At 46.6% G+C, this 18,293-nt stretch carries 5 protein-coding genes; 4 read left to right on the forward strand and 1 reads right to left on the reverse strand.

Translation table 11 applies throughout. The features are described 5' to 3' along the window. The first annotated feature begins 554 nt into the window (after nucleotides 1-554). Together xyl3A and FAM09_RS28800 are read left to right on the forward strand one after the other, a co-directional pair. A complete protein-coding gene (gene xyl3A / locus FAM09_RS28795) occupies nucleotides 555-3,170 on the forward strand; it encodes a xylan 1,4-beta-xylosidase (RefSeq protein WP_136580634.1) in 2,616 nt (871 codons plus the stop codon). A gap of 30 nt (nucleotides 3,171-3,200) precedes the next feature. After that, the gene (locus FAM09_RS28800) at nucleotides 3,201-5,123 is read left to right on the forward strand and encodes an alpha/beta hydrolase-fold protein (protein WP_136580635.1); all 1,923 of its coding nucleotides are present in this window, start codon (nucleotides 3,201-3,203) and stop codon (nucleotides 5,121-5,123) included. A 47-nt stretch (nucleotides 5,124-5,170) separates the two neighbouring features. Here the strand turns inward: FAM09_RS28800 and FAM09_RS28805 are convergent, their stop codons facing one another. After that, nucleotides 5,171-7,555: an ABC transporter permease gene (locus tag FAM09_RS28805; RefSeq protein ID WP_136580636.1), complete on the reverse strand. Its 2,385-nt coding sequence runs from the start codon at nucleotides 7,553-7,555 to the stop codon at nucleotides 5,171-5,173. A gap of 387 nt (nucleotides 7,556-7,942) precedes the next feature. Here FAM09_RS28805 and FAM09_RS28810 point away from each other — a divergent pair, with 387 nt between their 5' ends. Beyond that, nucleotides 7,943-10,126: a glycoside hydrolase family 3 C-terminal domain-containing protein gene (locus FAM09_RS28810; protein ID WP_136580637.1), complete on the forward strand. Its 2,184-nt coding sequence runs from the start codon at nucleotides 7,943-7,945 to the stop codon at nucleotides 10,124-10,126. 541 nt (nucleotides 10,127-10,667) lie between these two features. Then, nucleotides 10,668-18,290, forward strand: coding sequence for a LamG-like jellyroll fold domain-containing protein (locus FAM09_RS28815; RefSeq protein ID WP_166437305.1), 7,623 nt, complete (start codon nucleotides 10,668-10,670; stop codon nucleotides 18,288-18,290). The last annotated feature ends 3 nt before the right edge of the window (nucleotides 18,291-18,293 follow it).

Here is an 18,293-nt window from a genome sequence, read left to right on the forward strand (position 1 = left end):
CCCGGTATGAATGAAAATAGTAATATACTCTTTGATATTTCATAATAACAGAAATAAAAATGAAATATTGTGAGCGCCTCGCTTACTTTAGCCGCTTCTTTTCTTGTTAACCTAAGGATTGCCGTAAGATACGAATGTAGCTTCTTTATCCCCTTCGCCAACACGTATATATATACTTATGCTATCATTTGAATCGTTTCGAGATACCTATTATAAAAATCTACTATTTTTTTAAGATCATCCCCAAACCGGTTCGAAAGTTGTAACCCTGGTAGAAAGTGAAGTAAAATTGATCTGCCCGGTTTAGAGGTGGGCGTTGACGTAAGTATTTAAGGCGTAACCTGAAAATGTATTAATATATTTACGCATATCTTGCAGTCGTTATGCTAAAGTAATAAGATACCGCCCGGAATTGAACAAAATTGCTATGATTTCAAACAAAGTTGACACTGCCCCCATTAACAACATGGCTATATTTGGTATTAAATGTACGACTGACCTTTTCATTTACATACAAAAATTCGACTGCAAAAACGATGCTGCCAATTATAAAAATGAACTCATATAAGATACCCGGTACCGGTATTGCAATTATAGCCACCTTGATCTTTTCATTAAATGGTTTTGCCCAAAAGCTGCCCTATCAGAACCCCAACCTGCCTTCGGCAGAAAGGGCCAAAGATCTGATAGCCCGATTGACCCTGGAAGAAAAAGCCTCATTACTATTCGATCAATCACCGGCGATACCTCGTTTGGGCATAAGAAAATTCAATTGGTGGAGTGAAGCATTACATGGCCTGGCCAATAATGATAATGTTACCGTTTTTCCCGAGCCCGTTGGCATGGCTGCTTCATTCAACGATTCGCTGGTATATAAGATCTTTGATGCTACGTCTGATGAAGTACGCGCCAGGTATCATGAGGCTATCAGGAATGGAAAAGAGAACCGGCGCTTTCTGAGCCTTTCCGTTTGGACGCCCAATGTCAACATCTTCCGTGACCCGCGCTGGGGCCGGGGCCAGGAAACCTATGGTGAAGATCCTTACCTCACTTCGCGTATGGGCGTAGCAGTAGTAAAAGGGCTGCAGGGACCTGCCGATGCGAAATACCGCAAGTTATTGGCCTGCGCCAAGCATTATGCCGTGCATTCAGGTCCTGAGTGGAGCAGGCATACGCTGAACCTTTACCAGGTAAGGCCCCGCGACCTTTACGAAACCTATCTACCTGCATTTCAATCGCTGGTGATGGATGCCGATGTACGCCAGGTCATGTGCGCCTACCAGCGACTCGATGACGAGCCCTGTTGCGGCAACAACCGCTTGTTACAAACCATCCTGCGCGATGATTGGGGATTTAAACATGTGGTGGTTTCAGACTGCGGTGCCATCACTGATTTTTTTACCAGCCATAAAGTGTCGTCCGATGCGGTACATGCTGCAGCAAAGGGCGCATTGGCAGGCACCGATGTGGAATGTGTATGGGAAGGTTACGCATATAAAAGCCTCCCCGAGGCCGTATCGAGAGGATTGATCAGCGAAAAAGAGATCGACAAACACCTGCTGCGTGTGTTGATCGGGCGTTTCGACCTGGGCGATATGGATGACGATGCATTAGTGCCCTGGGCAGCCATCCCCATGTCGGTGGTCAACAATGAGGCGCATAAAAAGCTGGCACTGGATATGGCGCTGGAATCGATGACCTTACTCCGGAATAAGAATAATATCCTTCCTTTAAAAAAGACCACAAAAAGAATCGCTGTAATTGGGCCTAATGCTGATAATGATCCCATGCTTTGGGGAAATTATAACGGTAAGCCGGTTAGAACGATCAATATTCTACATGGCATCCGTTCAAAAATGCGAGCCAACGGTGTGTTGTATGATAAGGCCTGCGACCTGGTAGAGAACAAGGTAACGCAAAGCTACTTTTCACAATGCTCCATCGACGGCAAAAAAGGCTTTAAAGCCACTTACTGGAACAATCGCGAAATGAAAGGCGAACGGGTTATTACTGAGCAAATAGCCAATCCCCTGAAACTGACCACTGCCGGTCAGCATGAATTTGCATCTGGCGTTCAACTGGAAAATTTTTCAGCCTTGTATGAAACGGAGTTTGTTGCAGCCAATACGGAAGAAATAGTGTTTAAATGCGGGGCTACAGGTTCCATGCAGGTATATGTAAACGGAACAATGGTAAGAAGGACCAATAACTGGCGAACTCTGCTTTCAAGAGTTCCTTACAAAGTTGAAAGCGGCAAAAAATATAAAATAGAAGTACGGTTTGCCCAGTTGAACAACTGGCAGGCAAATATCGAATTTGATTTTGGTAAGGAAGTAGATATCGACTTTAGCGGCCTTATCAATAAACTGAAAGGAATTGATGAAGTAGTATTTGTCGGGGGCCTGTCTGCCTTGCTGGAAGGAGAGGAGATGCCGGTGTCTTATCCCGGGTTTAAAGGCGGCGATCGCACAGATATTCAATTGCCCGAAGTACAACGCAATTGTTTGAAAGCTTTGAGCGCGGCGGGTAAAAAAGTGATCTTTGTCAATTGCTCCGGCTCTGCGATGGGGTTGGTTCCTGAAACCGAAAGCTGTTATGCCATTCTGCAGGCCTGGTATGGCGGAGAATCGGGCGGCCAGGCAGTCGCTGATGTGCTGTTTGGCGATTACAATCCGTCGGGTAAATTGCCCGTTACCTTCTACAGGGATACCACGCAACTGGCCGATTTTGAAGATTATTCCATGAAGGGCAGAACGTACCGGTTCATGAGTGACCCGCTTTTTCAGTTCGGGTTTGGCTTAAGTTATACTACCTTTTCAATAGGTAAAGCACAACTCAGCAAAACGGAGATCAGCAACAATGAAAGCATAACGCTTTCTATCCCTGTAGCCAATACCGGTAAAAGCAACGGTACGGAGATTGTACAGGTATACGTGCGGAAAACAGGCGATAGCGAAGGGCCGCTTAAAACCCTGAGAGGATTCAAAAGGATAGCTGTTCCTGCAGGAAAAACCGCAACGGCGCTTATTGACCTGCCATTTGAAGCATTCGAATTCTATAATACTGATCTTGGGAAAATGACAGTAGCGCCCGGTGAGTATGAATTATTTTATGGAAATAGTTCTGCAGAAAAAGACCTGAAGGTGGTGAAGATATCAATTAAGCGATAAGCCATTCAATTTTAATAAGAAGATCATCATATGAAACAAATATTGTTTGCCATGACCACCCTCTTCCTGTGCGGTTCATCTGCCTTCTCACAGGAGCTGGTTAAACAGGCGCCAGCCGGTTTCGATTCATTGCGTGCAGATATACCACATGGAAAGATCGATACCATCAGCTATACCTCAAAAACTGTGGGGACTACCCGAAGATCACTCATTTATACACCGCCGGGGTTTTCAAAAAAGAAAAAATACCCGGTTTTATACCTGCTGCATGGTATTGGAGGCGATGAGAAGGAATGGTTGAATGGCGGAAAGCCACAGGTGATCGTCGATAACCTGTATGCAGCAGGCAAAATCGAACCAATGATAATTGTAATGCCCAACGGAAGGGCAATGAAAGACGATCGAGCCACTGGAAATATTATGGCGCCCGATAAAGTGCAGGCATTTGCCGATTTTGAAAAAGACCTGCTGACCGACCTGATCCCTTTTATCGAAAAAAAATATCCTGTACTTACCGGCCGCGAGCACCGGGCCATAGCAGGATTGTCAATGGGTGGCGGACAATCACTGAATTTCGGTTTAGGCAACCTTGACAAATTTGCCTGGGTGGGCGGTTTTTCTTCCGCCCCCAATACTAAAAAACCGGAAGAACTGGTGCCAGATCCCGAAGCAGCAAAAAAGCAACTGAAGTTGTTATGGATCTCCTGCGGCGATAACGACAGACTGATCTCGTTCAGCAAACGCACCCATGATTACCTGTATGAGCACCATGTTCCGCACATCTATTACATAGAACCGGGTGTACATGATTTTAAAGTATGGAAAAATGGCCTGTATATGTTTTCCCAGTTCCTGTTTAAACCGGTTGATAGTTCCTCCTTTATGAAGTATACGATACTGGGAACGCCCGCCTCTACAAATGTAAGATCGGCCCGTTATCCGCAGGTGCTTCCCGATAATCGTGTTGTTTTCCGGATAAAAGCGCCCAATGCGCAGAAAGTGCAGATAGACCTGGTTAAGAAGTATGATATGGTAAAAGATACCGGTGGCTACTGGGGTGTTACTACCGATTCAATTAGTGAAGGTTTTCATTACTATTCTTTACTGATAGACGGCGTAGCCCTGGCAGACCCCGCCAGTGAAACATTCTATGGGATGGGACGTATGGCCAGCGGCATTGAGATCCCTTTTCGGGGCGGCGGTTATTATGCGGTGAAAGATGTGCCGCATGGTGATCTAAGAATAAAAAGATACTATTCAGCGACTTCCAATACGTGGCGCCGGATGTTTATTTACACCCCGCCCGGTTATGATGTAACTACCAATGAAAAATACCCGGTGTTATATCTTTTGCACGGCGGCGGTGAAGATGAAAGCGGTTGGGCCACACAGGGACGAACCGATCTTATTTTGGATAACCTGATTGCAGCAAAGAAAGCCAAACCAATGCTGGTAGTTATGATGGATGGCAATTTCAGTACGGGCATCGCAGGGTTCAACGAGCAGGCGTTAAAAGCATTTGAAAGTGAGTTAAAGCAAAACGTTATCCCGTTTATAGAACAAAACTATCGGGCAGCTACCGATGCTTCAGCCAGGGCCCTGGCCGGTTTATCGATGGGGGGCTTGCAAACCTTGTATGCCGGCATAAAAAATACCGACCTGTTTTCTTACCTGGGTGTATTCAGCTCCGGCTGGTGGTCTAATCAACCAGCTCTTGCGGGTCCGCAATACGAGTTCATGAAAAGCAATGCAGCTACCATCAACAACAGGTTGAAACGTTTCTGGATCGCTATGGGCGGAAAGGAAGATATAGCTTACAACAACTGCAAGATCATGCTTTCGAAATTTGATGAAATGCACATTAAATACCAGTACAGCGAATACCCTGGCGGCCATACCTGGCCGGTATGGCGCAACAACCTGTACAATTTTGCGCAGGAGTTGTTCAAGTGAAATGTTGGAATGGCTGCCGCTTATCACGAAGCAGATGGTAAACAATATTATTCCCGCTTTAGGCTGTTTACAGGGTTTAGTATAGCCGCTTTTATTGAGTGATAGGTTACCGTTGCCAATGTGAGCAGCAGGGCTCCCAGGATGGCCATTGCAAAATTCCACCACGATATGGTTGTACGGTATTCATACTTCTGCAACCATTCATGCAGGAAATACCAGGCAACGGGAACAGCTATAGCACATGAAATAATCACCAGCGTCACAAAACCCGTTGATAACATTTTCCAAACATTGAATACAGACGCCCCTAATACTTTGCGTATGCCAATCTCTTTGGTTCGCTGCTCTGCTACAAAAGATGCCAATCCAAATAATCCCAGGCAGGAAATAAAGATGGCGAGAAAAGCAAAGATGGTGGTCAGGTTGCCAATACGTTTTTCATCATTAAACTTTTTTGCATATTCTTCATCCGTGAGTTTATATACAAAAGGGCTACCCGGATTATATTTTTTAAATACAGGTTCTATTTTGGCCAATCCATCATGAAGGCTCAGGCCTGGTTTTATTCGTACGGTGATCAAACGGGCCCAATAAGGATTCAAATGAAAGATGGTAGGCCGTACCGGTTGATACGGAGATTCCATTACCATATCTTTTACTACTCCAACGATGACATGATCCCGATCCAGCCACCTGATCGTTTGTCCTATCGGGTTTTTAAACCCTGTCAGCTTTACCGCTGATTCATTCAGTATAAAAGCACCCGTATCAGATGGAAAGTTTCTGGAAAAATCGCGGCCTTCTTTTATTTTCCAACCAACAGTGTTGCCAAAGTCATGCGACACGGCAATAGTTCCGGGACTGACGGTTATGCCGGGATCTTTACCTTTCCATTCAACAATATTGTTTGAAAATACTTCTGTCGGTGCGCTGTTGGAATTTCCCATATCGGCCACAGCTCCTGTTTGTAGCAGGTCATTCCTCAAAGCGTCGTAGTGGCCTGCTATCTCAGGTGTATTTATATCTACTGTAATTAATCCTTCACGGGTATAGCCAACTGGCCGGTTGCCGGTATATTGTATCTGCTGGTAAACGATAATAGTGCCAATGATCAGCGCAACTGATACGGTGAACTGAACTATTACAAGCACTTTACGCGGAAGGGCGGCAAAACGCCCTGCCCTGAATGTTCCTTTCAACACTTTCACTGGTCTAAACCCGGATAAATAAAAGGCCGGATAGCTGCCTGAAATAAGGCCGGTAACAAAAGTGAAGGTCAATATCAACAGCCAGAAAACGGGATTGCTCCAGGGAATCGACATTAATTTACCTGACAGGCCGTTGAACAACGGAAGCGAAAGGTGTACCATCAAAACGGCCAATATCAATGCCAGTAATGTCATTGTCAGCGACTCGCTAAGAAACTGAACAACGAGTTGACTGCGCAACGAACCAATGGTTTTGCGGATACCTACTTCCCTGCTGCGCTTTTCACTCCTGGCGGTTGAGAGATTCATGAAATTAATACAGGCCAGCAGCAATACAAATACACCAATGATCCCAATCATCCATACCATACTTATTCGCCCACCTACCAGATTGCCTTGCTTGAACTCGCTGTACAAATGCCATTTTTTCATCGGGTGCAACAATAACTCCTCTTTGCTAAACGAAATATGCGGAGTAGGAACACTTCTGATTTTAGTGCTTACTTTATCAAGGTCTGTATGATCATTCAGTTGTACATACAATTGGCACATATGGTTGTCCCATTGTGTTTGCGAATTTTTTATCCACTCCTCGGTGTCATTGACATATCGCTCCCATGGCAGCAGGAGTTTTACGTCACGATAGGTTGTGTTATAGGGTAAATCTTCATATACACCTGCTACCTTCATCTCCATTTTATTATCTATTCGCACGATTTGGGTCAAAGGATCAGCATTGTTAAAAAGCGCTTTAGCTACAGATTGAGCCAACAATATCGATGAAGGGTCTTTTAATGCATCGGCATTACCTGTTAGCATTTTAAAAGTAAACATAACCGGAAAAGCTTCCTGTGCCCACATGCCGGTTTGTGACAGTTGTTTGTCTCCTGCAGCTATTATGTGAGCCGCTTGCCAGGAAACAAGTGATACATGTTTAAAATCATCGGAATATTTGTCGCGCAGCTCGTATCCCATGGGGATAGAAGTAGTTGAGCCGGTAAATATCGCATTTCCATTTGCTGTTTTATTTGTTACCTGTACAAGTACCTGCGCCAACTGGTTGTAATTTCTATGATAGGTATTGAATGAAACTTCATCCCATACCCACAGCCCTATCAGCAATGCTACGGCCATGCCTGTAGCAAGACCAACTATATTGAGAGCAGAATACATTTTGTTGTTCCGCAGATTGCGCCAGGCTATTTTAAGGTAATTTTTAAGCATAGGTTTCGTTTTCTCCCAATAATACCCCGAGAGCACGGAAAAATATGCCAATAATTAATATGCTGATTGTCAACCTATTCAAAAAGGAATCATGGCTCAATCGTTCGTTTATAGAACACTGACTGTTTTGTTTCGTTACAAAGTTGAGCAATTTCTTTACATGGCTTGAAATTCCTGGAAACGCAAAAATAAAGAGGGACGATAGTGCCGGCGCTGCCTATAAGATAGGCGGGGGTTGTTTTTGTACCCAATTACCGTGGGTGGAATTTATCCGGTGAAAACTAGTTTCTTATAACATTTGGTACCCTATTGTGAAACATTCGTATCCCTTGTTCTGAACTATACAGCAATAGTTTTGCAGCATTCAAATAAACATTGTATTACTGTATGAAATTACGACTGCTGCTGCTATTGCTGGGTTTTCAATTGTTGATAGTATGTGCAACCGATGCGCAACAAATGGTAAAGGTTGATGAAGCTACGGAGCAAAAGATCCGCGCTCTGATAAGCCAGATGACTTTGACCGAAAAGGTGAGCCTGCTGCATGCAAATTCCAAGTTTTATGTTTCTGGTATAAAAAAATTAGGCATCCCCGAATGGGCGTTGAGCGATGGGCCTCATGGTGTACGTGCTGAAATTAACCGGCACGACTGGGCTTATGCAGGGTGGACGAATGATTCGGCAACCTGTTTCCCTCCGGGAACAGCGCTTGCCGCTACCTGGAATCCTGGGTTGGCCTTTAAGCAGGGACAGGTGTTGGGTGAAGAAGCCCGTTTTCGGAAAAAAGATGTTTTATTAGGCCCCGGCATCAACATCATCCGTTCTCCCCTGTGCGGCAGAAACTTTGAGTACATGAGTGAAGATCCTTTGTTGATCTCAAAGATGGCTGTGGCGTATATCAAAGCATTGCAATCGAAAGACGTGGCTGCCAGTGTAAAACACTGGCTCGCTAATAACCAGGAAGAACACCGCGATTCTGTTGATGTAACCATGAGCGAAAGAGCGTTGCGGGAAATTTATCTGCCGGCATTCAAGGCATCGGTAATGGAAGGCGGCGCTTATACCGTGATGGCTGCTTACAACAGGTTCAGGGGCGACTGGTGTTCTGAAAACGATTACCTTAACCGGCAGATCCTTCGCAAAGAGTTTGGTTTTAAAGGGGTGTTAATGACCGATTGGTCTGCAGCACATACAACCGTGAAAGCTGCTTTAACCGGGCTCGACCTGGAAATGGGTACAGATAAAAGCGATTACAACGAATGGTATTTCGCTAGTCCCTTAATTAAAGCGGTGGAAGAAGGAAAAGTGCCGGTATCGGTAGTTGATGAAAAAGTAGAGAACGTTTTGCGTGTAATGTTCAATACAAAGATCTTCGATGAGCAGAAAAGGGAAAAAGGAAAGATGAATACGCCCGAACATCAGCAGGCAGCTTATAATGCAGCTGCAGAGGCGGCGGTGTTATTACAAAATAATGGCAACCTGCTGCCGCTGCATTTCAATAAAATAAGATCCATTGCCATCATTGGCGATAATGCAACCCGTAAACATTGCAGCGGCGGACTCAGTTCTGAAATAAAGACCCTGTATGAAATAACGCCCCTGCAGGCCCTACAGCAAAAGTTTGGCGCCAGTGTGAAAATAAATTACGCACAGGGCTATGAAAAGCAATCTACATTCAAAGAAGGCAATAACGCCGGCCAGTCAGGTACCGGAAAAGTGAACTGGAAACTGATCGATGAAGCGGTTGCAGTAGCGAAGGAATCGGATGTAGTTATCATTTTCGGTGGATTGAACCATGATTTTGATACCGAGTCGTCTGATAAGCAAAATATGGATCTGCCATACGGTCAGGAAGTGTTGATCCAGGAGGTGGCAAAGGCAAACCCCAAAACAGTGGTTGTTATTATTGCCGGCTCTCCGGTAAAATTAGCCGGCATTGTACATCGGGTGCCCTCCATTTTATGGTCGTGGTTTGGTGGCATGGAAGCAGGAAATGCAGTGGCCGATCTGTTAAGTGGTAAAGTAAATCCTTCCGGTAAGTTACCTTTCACCCTGCCTGTAACCTTATCGCAGTCGCCTGCACATGCCCTGGGTAATTTTCCGGGCAAAGAGCTGAAAGTGAATTATGAAGAAGAGATCCTGGTAGGATACCGCTGGTTTGATACAAAGAAAATTCAACCGCAGTTTCCCTTTGGTTACGGCCTTTCGTATACTAATTTTTCTATCAGCCATTTTGCAACTGATAAATTAAGCTATGGAAAAAATGATATCATCCGGGCGAAATTCACTATCAAAAATACCGGCAGCGCTTACGGAGCCGAAGTGGTGCAATTATATGTAAGCGATCCGGTTTGTTCTGTAGTGCGTCCTGAAAAAGAGTTGAAAGCTTTTGAAAAAATATTTTTGAAACCAGGCGAAACAAAAACAGTCACATTGCAGGTGAAAGTGGCTGACCTGGCATTTTATGACGAATTGAAAAAAGCATGGAATACGGAAGCCGGTGAATACATCCTTCAGTTAGGTAATTCGTCCCGAAATATTTTGCAGAAGGTGACAATTTCAGTCAGGTAAGACTTGTAGGATAACCACGAATAAAGGTACCAGCATCTCGTGCAAAATCCCTCACCAGACCGGTGGGGGATTTTTAATAATTGCCCTATTTACCCCCCATTTTTGGCATAATTAACCACCCTTGCTAAACAATACCTGCTCTATTTTTGGGTGGTTCAACAATTACAAAAGATAATATTCGCGTCACTTCATTTCTAACTAATTGCTGTATGAGAACAATCAAACCGTACTTGCTTTCTATAAAGGCAGTGCAGCCTGGCAAATTATACGCCTGGGTTCAAACCCGAACTATGACCGCCCGGGTGATCTATACCCGGTCCGATACTTCTCCTCACCGATGTTAATATTACCACATGTGGCATAATGGATCAGGGTCCATCAGCCAGTTTACCATTGCCGTTCCTGCGGGCGGCAAAGGTGTATTGTTATGTGCAGGATCTAATTGCTGAAACTAAAAATTTTTCTTCGATCGGTTGCTGTTTGCCTTTTTAATTAAATGGAAGGCAATGGTAAAAACTAAACCAAAACGATTATTATGTCTATGAGATCTTTAATGAATCGTATTTTACTGAAAACTAAGGTCCCGGCTTCCTTTTGGCTGGTGGTACTTACTTTTTTGGTTGGTACAAATGCAATGGCGCAACGCTTCGTTCACCCGAGCATACCTTTTACGAAGTATGACCTGGACCAGCTCAAAGCAAACATTAACCAGGAGCCCTGGCGATCGGCTTACAATGCGCTGGCCGCCGATAACAGGTCGAAACTGAGCTACGGCATGCAGGGGCCGTTTACTGAAGTGGGCCGCGCACCTAACCTGAACAATACGAAGTGGATAAGCGATATGCAGGCGATCCACAACCTTACTTTCATGTGGATCTTTACCGGCGACAGCGCTTATGCCCGCAAGGCCACCAATATGCTCGATGCATGGGCGGTGACCAATACCATTTGGTCGGGTGGTGAGGCCATGCTCGATATTGGTGATTATGTTCCTTATTTTGTTACTGCTGCGGATATACTTCGCGGTTTATTCCCCGGTTGGACCGACTCCAACACCGTTCACGTAAAGAAATACTTCGCTAATGTTATCTGGCCGCAATCGTGGGTGCCCTATCCGCCAAGAGATAATAATAAAGGCGCTTTACAAATGGAAATTGCATTGAGCGTGGCGGCTTTCCTCGATGACCAGGTTAAATGGGACCAGGCCATAGAACTGTACCGCCTCGATGCAACTGCGGCCCTCAGGTGTAGCCTGCCTAATGGTGAAGTGGGAGATGCAGGCCGTGATGACCACTGGTTTGTGCAGGCGTTTGCACTCATGTATGGCGCAGAAATAGCCTGGAAGCAGGGCATTGACCTGTATTCAGAATATGGTAACCGGTTATATGCCATTGGTGAATTGTATAACAAATATGCGTTTGTTGGCGATACCATGACCTTTATACCGTTCGGTGGTTCGGCCGTATACTGGCAGAACTGGGGTATAGCGCCAGGTGCCCGCAAACAACATCCATTCAACAACCTTATTAAAGGCGCCTACGCTTTGCGTAAGGGCATTCCTACTCCCTATACTGAACAAATGCGTGCTGCAGTGGGCGAGGGCGGATTTTCGTTCCTGTATTTGAAGTCTTCAGATACTTCTACCGCAGTGTCTTTGCCGCCCATTAATTTTCCAGTTTCAGAGGCTGCGTCTCATTTAACCAATATGGATATCGGTAATCCCGGTATTGCCGGCAGCGCTGCTTACAGCAATGGTAAATGGACGGTGAAAGGCGCCGGTACGCTTGCAGCTACATCATCTAACTTTACATTCAAACCAGTTACCGGCGATTTCACGATCATCGCCAAAATCGATAGCAATTATATAAGCTCCGCTACGGCGGGTGTAATGGTGCGCGACGGCCTTGCTGCTTCCGCCAATAATATTGCATTAAACCTGTACAATGGTTCCGTTAATACCAGGTGGAATGGAAGCGTAAGCGGCTACACGCATTATCCGCCAAAAGCGCCCTGGTGGCTGAAGCTGGAACGCATCGGTAACCGGATCTTTTCCTATCATTCCAAAGATGGCGTAAACTGGAGCTGTCATAATTGTATCTATAATTCATTTGCGCAGGAAGTATATGTGGGAATATTTACAATTTCAAATAATACGTCTGTACTGAATACAACCGTATTCAGTAATGTGTCTATTACCAACTCAACAGCTGCCGGAGCACCGCAGATAAGCGCTGCTTTGTCGGCAACAACTGCGGTTGGGGCGGCATTTAATTATGCTGTTGCGGCAACAAATAATCCGCAGTCGTACAGCGCTACCGGTTTGCCCGATGGATTAAGCATCGATGCTTCAACGGGCGTAATCTCTGGTACGCCAACAACGGCCGGAACAACGGCTGTTACTATTAATGCTACCAATGGGAATGGAACCGGAACGGCCGTGTTGATGATAACTGTGAATAACAGCGTGGCGCCTGCCGCGCCTGTGGGATTGACTACAACCGTTGTAAATACAACCCAGATCCGGCTGTCATGGACCACTGCGGATGGCGCTAATAGTTATAGTGTGAAAAGATCGCTTACCGCGGGCGGACCCTATACCACTATTCAAACTGGTATAACAGGTACCTCTTTTGTTGATGCCAATCCGGCTTTTGAAGTGAACAATTATTATGTGGTCACTGCCTTTTCGGGTAACCTCGAAAGTGGCAATTCAGGCGAGGTGTTTGGCAATGTGCCCCCTGCTATTCCTTCAAAACCGGTTATTGTAATTAAGAACAATGAGCTCGATCTGCAGTGGGATGCAGCCGCTGGCGCCGTTACCTATAAAGTAAAACGGGCAACTGTAGCCGGCGGTCCATATACGGTAATTGCGCAAGTGTCGGCAACCAGCCATGCTGATATGAACGTGGCCAACGGCACCGGCTATTACTACGTTGTTTCATCAATGGGTAATACATTGGAAAGCGGCAACTCCATTGAATCATTCAGTGTGCCTGGTTCAAATGGGTCAACCTGGAGCGAAACACCGGCATCCGCTAACTGGAATAGCGCATCCAACTGGGTAGAAGGCGCCGTTCCTGCAAGTCCTGCCATTCTCACGTTCCGAAGTACTGCCGACAGCGTTCTAACGAACGACATCACAGGACTGGAAGTGTCGCGACTGCTGTTCGATACAATGGCGAGTGATTATACCATCGGCGGTAACAGCATTAAACTGAAGACCGACCTCGTCAATAATTCTGCTTACTGGCAAACTGTAAGTACGCCAATTATCATCGACAGCCAGGTAACTTTAAGTGGTGTTACAGGAATGAACGTTACAGGTGTGATTAGCGGCGCAGGTAGTTTGCTGAAGATGGGCGGCGGAACTGTTCAGCTAACCGGTAAGAATACCTATTCAGGCAACACTATGTTGAACGGCCCTGTTGCCATTGCCGGTACCGGTACTGGTACATCGGGCGCTCCCACAGCGGGACCGTTAGGAACCGGTAAGATCATCATGAATGGTGGCACCCTGTATTCAGGCGACAGTGCGGCAACGATATACAATGATATCCACGTGAACGCGGGCATCAGGAGCTTCCTGACCCAAAGCGTGAATTCGATAAGTATTTACGGTCGCATTACCGGAAGCGGTACCTTATGGGAAGACGGTAATGATTATCCCGGCATCAACCTGTTTGGCGATAACAGCGGCTTTACCGGAACGTTTGTGGCGGCGCTTCGCAGTGGCCGGAACCGGGTCCGCTTCATGGTGCCTCAATCGGGCAGTGCTAATGCATTGTGGAACCTCGACGCCAATGGTATCGATTGCATCGGCATTCATTTCTCGAGCGGTACCCTGCATTTGGGCGGCTTGACCGGCCGTGGTTATTTCCGCAATGATGCCGGCGGTGCACCCGTTATTAGTATTGGTGCGTTAAATACCGACACCTGGTTTGGCGGTACAATGAACAATTATTTTGAAGTGGTGAAAGTGGGTACGGGGTCGCTTAACTTCACGGGTAACCATACTTATGGCGGAACCACGACCATAAAGAGCGGTAAATTTTTATTGAATAATAATTCTGCTACCGGCACATTCCCCAGCCCGATCATTGTAGAGGGCGGCGCTTATGGCGGTGCGGGCAGAAGCCAGGCCACGGTAAAAGTAGGTACCGGTTCAGGAACCGGCGCTTCGCTGGAGCCGGGTAACAACAATATTGCTACGTTAACCACTTCGGCGGCATTAACGATGAACCAGGATGCTACCTATAATGCAGAACTGAGCATAGTGAATACTACATCAGATAAGATGAGCGCTGCAGGCGTAACGCTGAACAATGCGGTGCTGTCTGTAAAAGCCATCGATTCAGGCGCCCTGGCATCGGGAGCGAACCTGGTTATCATCGATAACAGCGGTAGCAATGCCGTAACAGGTACATTCCTCAATTTACCCGAACTGGCCCTGGTAACCGTGAAGGGTTATAATTTCCGTATTACTTATAAAGGCGGCGATGGCAATGATGTGGCGTTGATGGATGAGCGGGTATTGCCTGTGACCATCAGCAGTAAGACTTCCGACACTGTGTTACTCAACAGGTCATATACTTATACCATCACTGCTATTAAATCGCCCACCAGCTATAATGCTACCGGTTTGCCTGCAGGCCTCACCGTGAATACTGCTACTGGTGTGATCTCGGGCGTGCCAACTGTTGCAGGTGCATTTGCAGTAAGTTTAACAGCAGCAAATGATACCAGCACCGGCACGGCGGTATTGAACCTTTTTGTTAGGAACACCGTGGTGGATGGCGTAACTGCCATAGCAGGTATGGGAAAGAATACCATTGAATGGAACCAGGTGTTGAATCTTGGTTATAAAGTGAAGCGTGGCATCGCGGCTGCGGGCCCGTTCACTACGCTTACCAGCACTAACAATACCTTCTATGTTGATTCAGCCATTACAGGTGGTACAACCTATTATTATGTATTGGCTGCATACGATTCAACCGGTGAATTTGGGAACAGTGTGCCTGTAACGCCGGTTGTTACAACAGGCGCTTACAGCTACTGGAACTTCAACGACAGCAGCGCCACTTCAGCCATGGACCTGTGGGGCAATCGCAAGGCAACGCTTAATTCGGGTGTAACCCGTGTGGCTGGCGCTATTAAACAGGGCATCAAACTCGATGGAACAAGCAATGGATATGCTTCATTGCCCACCGGCGCGGTGAGTTCACTGAATGATTTTACCATCTCAGGCTGGGTGAAATTGGATGTGGCAGGCAACTGGGCAAGGGTCTTTGATTTTGGAACAGGCACCAACGTGTACATGTTCCTGGGAAGAACGAATACCGGTTTATTGCGTTACGCCATCACAACCGGCGGTGGCTCCAAAGAACAGGGCATTAACAGTAATACAACGATCAGCACCGGCGTATACACGCACGTTGCAGTGACCTGGAGCGGCAACGTAGGTATTCTGTATATGAACGGACAGGAAGTGGGACGCAACAGCGCTATGACGCTGAAGCCTTCCAACCTCGGCAACACGACTCAAAACTGGTTCGGCCGTTCACAGTATTCCGCTGATGCCTATTTGAACGGTATCCTGGATGACATCCGCATCTATAACCGTCAACTGAGCGCTTTAGAAGTGGTGAACCTGGTGAATTCCGCTGCACCTTCACAGCCATCGGGATTAACGGTGACTTCGGCTGCTACAAAAAATATACAACTTACCTGGACTGCGTCAACTGGCGCAACCAGCTACAGTATCAAGCGTTCTACCATAAGCGGTAGTGGTTATACAGTTATTGCCAGCGCTACAGGCGCTTCGTTCACCGATACAACTATAGCAGGCGGTGGCCCGTATTACTATATTGTAACAGCGAAAGCCGGGTTGTTTGAAAGCGCTCCCTCTAACCAGGTAACGGTTTTACTGGCCCCGGCGGCAGTTACCTATCCCATTGCCACCAGTTGGAACAAACGGATCGATGTAAGTTGGGTAGGTGCTTCAGGCGCTACCAGCTATACTGTGAAACGTACAACGGGTGGAGATACAACGACTATTGCGACAGTGACCGGCGTTACGTACAGCGATACCAGTGTTACGAATGAAACGGCTTATTCATATGTTATATATGCTGCAAACGCGGCAGGAACAGGCGCCGCCAGCGCAGTAGCTACTGCTGCTCCTGTGAACCAGCCAAATAGCTGGTTGCACAACGATATTGGTTCAACGGTGCTCACGGGTAATGCCGGTTATGCAAACGGTATTACAGCTTATGGTTCCGGCGCCGATATCTGGGGTAATGCCGATGCTTTCCATTATACGTATCAATCATTAAGCGGTAATGGCGCAATAGTCGCCCGTATTGCCAGCCTGCAGAATTATGCAACCAGTACAACCATCAATGGCGCTGCAAAAGCAGGCGTAATGGTGCGCGAAGCATTGACGGCAGGCGCCCGGCATGGACTGGTGAATGTAACACCAACCGGGGGAATGGAATTTATAAAGAGAATTGCTAATAATGGCTCCACTACTGCCACCAGTACTGCAGGTATTACGGCTCCCTATTGGGTGAAACTGGTGCGTAATAAAGATACGTTGACCACTTACCGGTCTGCCGATGGTATCGGTTGGACAACCGTAGGTTCTCAGATCTATACCACACTTGCTACGAATGTGTACATTGGTTTGGCGGTGTGCAGCCATAACACGGGCGTGATTACACGCGGGGTGTTTGATACTGTAAGCCTGGCAACCACGCTTCCCGTTATTACAAGTGCGAAGACCGATACGGCTATTGGTGCTTCATCGTTCAGCTTCACCGTTACGGCAACCAATTCGGCGTTTCGTTATGCGGCTGCCGGACTGCCCGGTGGTTTAGCTATAAACATAGGAACAGGTGTTATTTCAGGTGCGCCGGCTGTTCCAGGTAAGTTCCCGGTGGTGGTTACTGCTACCAATGCTATGGGAACAGCAACAGATACTTTAACGCTTACTGTGTTAATGCCACCGTCAATAATAACCAGGAACATTCAGGTAGCCGTAGGCGATGATGGAACCGCTTCCATTACGCCACAGCAGGTAGACAGTGCTTCTATGAGCTACTCAGGAGAACTGGCATTAAGCCTTGATAGAACCGGTTTCAGTTGCGCTGATATCGGAACGCCGGTCACCGTAACACTTACAGGGACCGATTCAGCCGGGCTTTCCCGTTCTGCAACAGCACAGGTAACAGTTGTGGATGATAAAGCGCCCAAGGTAACAGCGCCACAGGATCAGTTCTTCTGTTATAGTGATGGCGGTACTTACACCGTTGCTGCTTTAACTGCAACAGATAATTGCGGCGTTGCGTTGGTAAGTTATACAGTTAGCGGAGCTACAACGAGAAACGGCGCAGGCGCCAATGCAGGCGGCGCTTTCAATGCCGGTACCTCAACCATTGTATACACAGTGACCGATGTTCATGGAAATACCATTACCGACACCACGCTGGTGACGGTAAATGCGGCCCTGATTGCGAGTATTCCAGATGTTTATGCCATGAACCCGGCCGTTGACCAGAAGAATACCATTTATATCGGTTATGGTCCTGCTTCTCTGGCAACTACTGCCATTCCGCAGGGCGGCACAGCGCCATACAGCTATCTGTGGAATACAGGCGATACTACAGCATCTATTACCGTGACTGCCGCAGGAACCTTTACAGCAACGGTTACAGACAGCAAAGGTTGTACTACCACCGTTTCTATAGAGATGAAGACCCTTGATGTGCGGTGTGGTAACAATAACAACAAGGTGATGATCTGTCATAACAATAAGACCATTTGTATATCGAGTGACGGCGTACAGGATCATTTAAATCATGGAGATTATTTAGGCAACTGCTCTGCCGGAGTAGCCCGCCAGAGTACAAGTGCAACAGGAACGAATGGTAATGCTTCCATTATTTTTGTATACCCGAACCCTGTAAGCGAAACACTTACCATTCAGATAGGAGCCAATACCGGTGCGGTGATGCAGCTATACAACTCGAGTGGGGTACTTGTTGCTACAGAAAGACTGGTTAATAGTACTACAGCACTTTCTGTAAAAACACTGCCGGCAGGTGTGTATTATTTAAGGATACAGAATGGCGCAACTGTAAATATGCATAAAATAGTCAAGTTGTAGAGG

The sequence above is a fragment of the Niastella caeni genome, from assembly GCF_004834005.1.
Taxonomy (GTDB): domain Bacteria; phylum Bacteroidota; class Bacteroidia; order Chitinophagales; family Chitinophagaceae; genus Niastella; species Niastella caeni.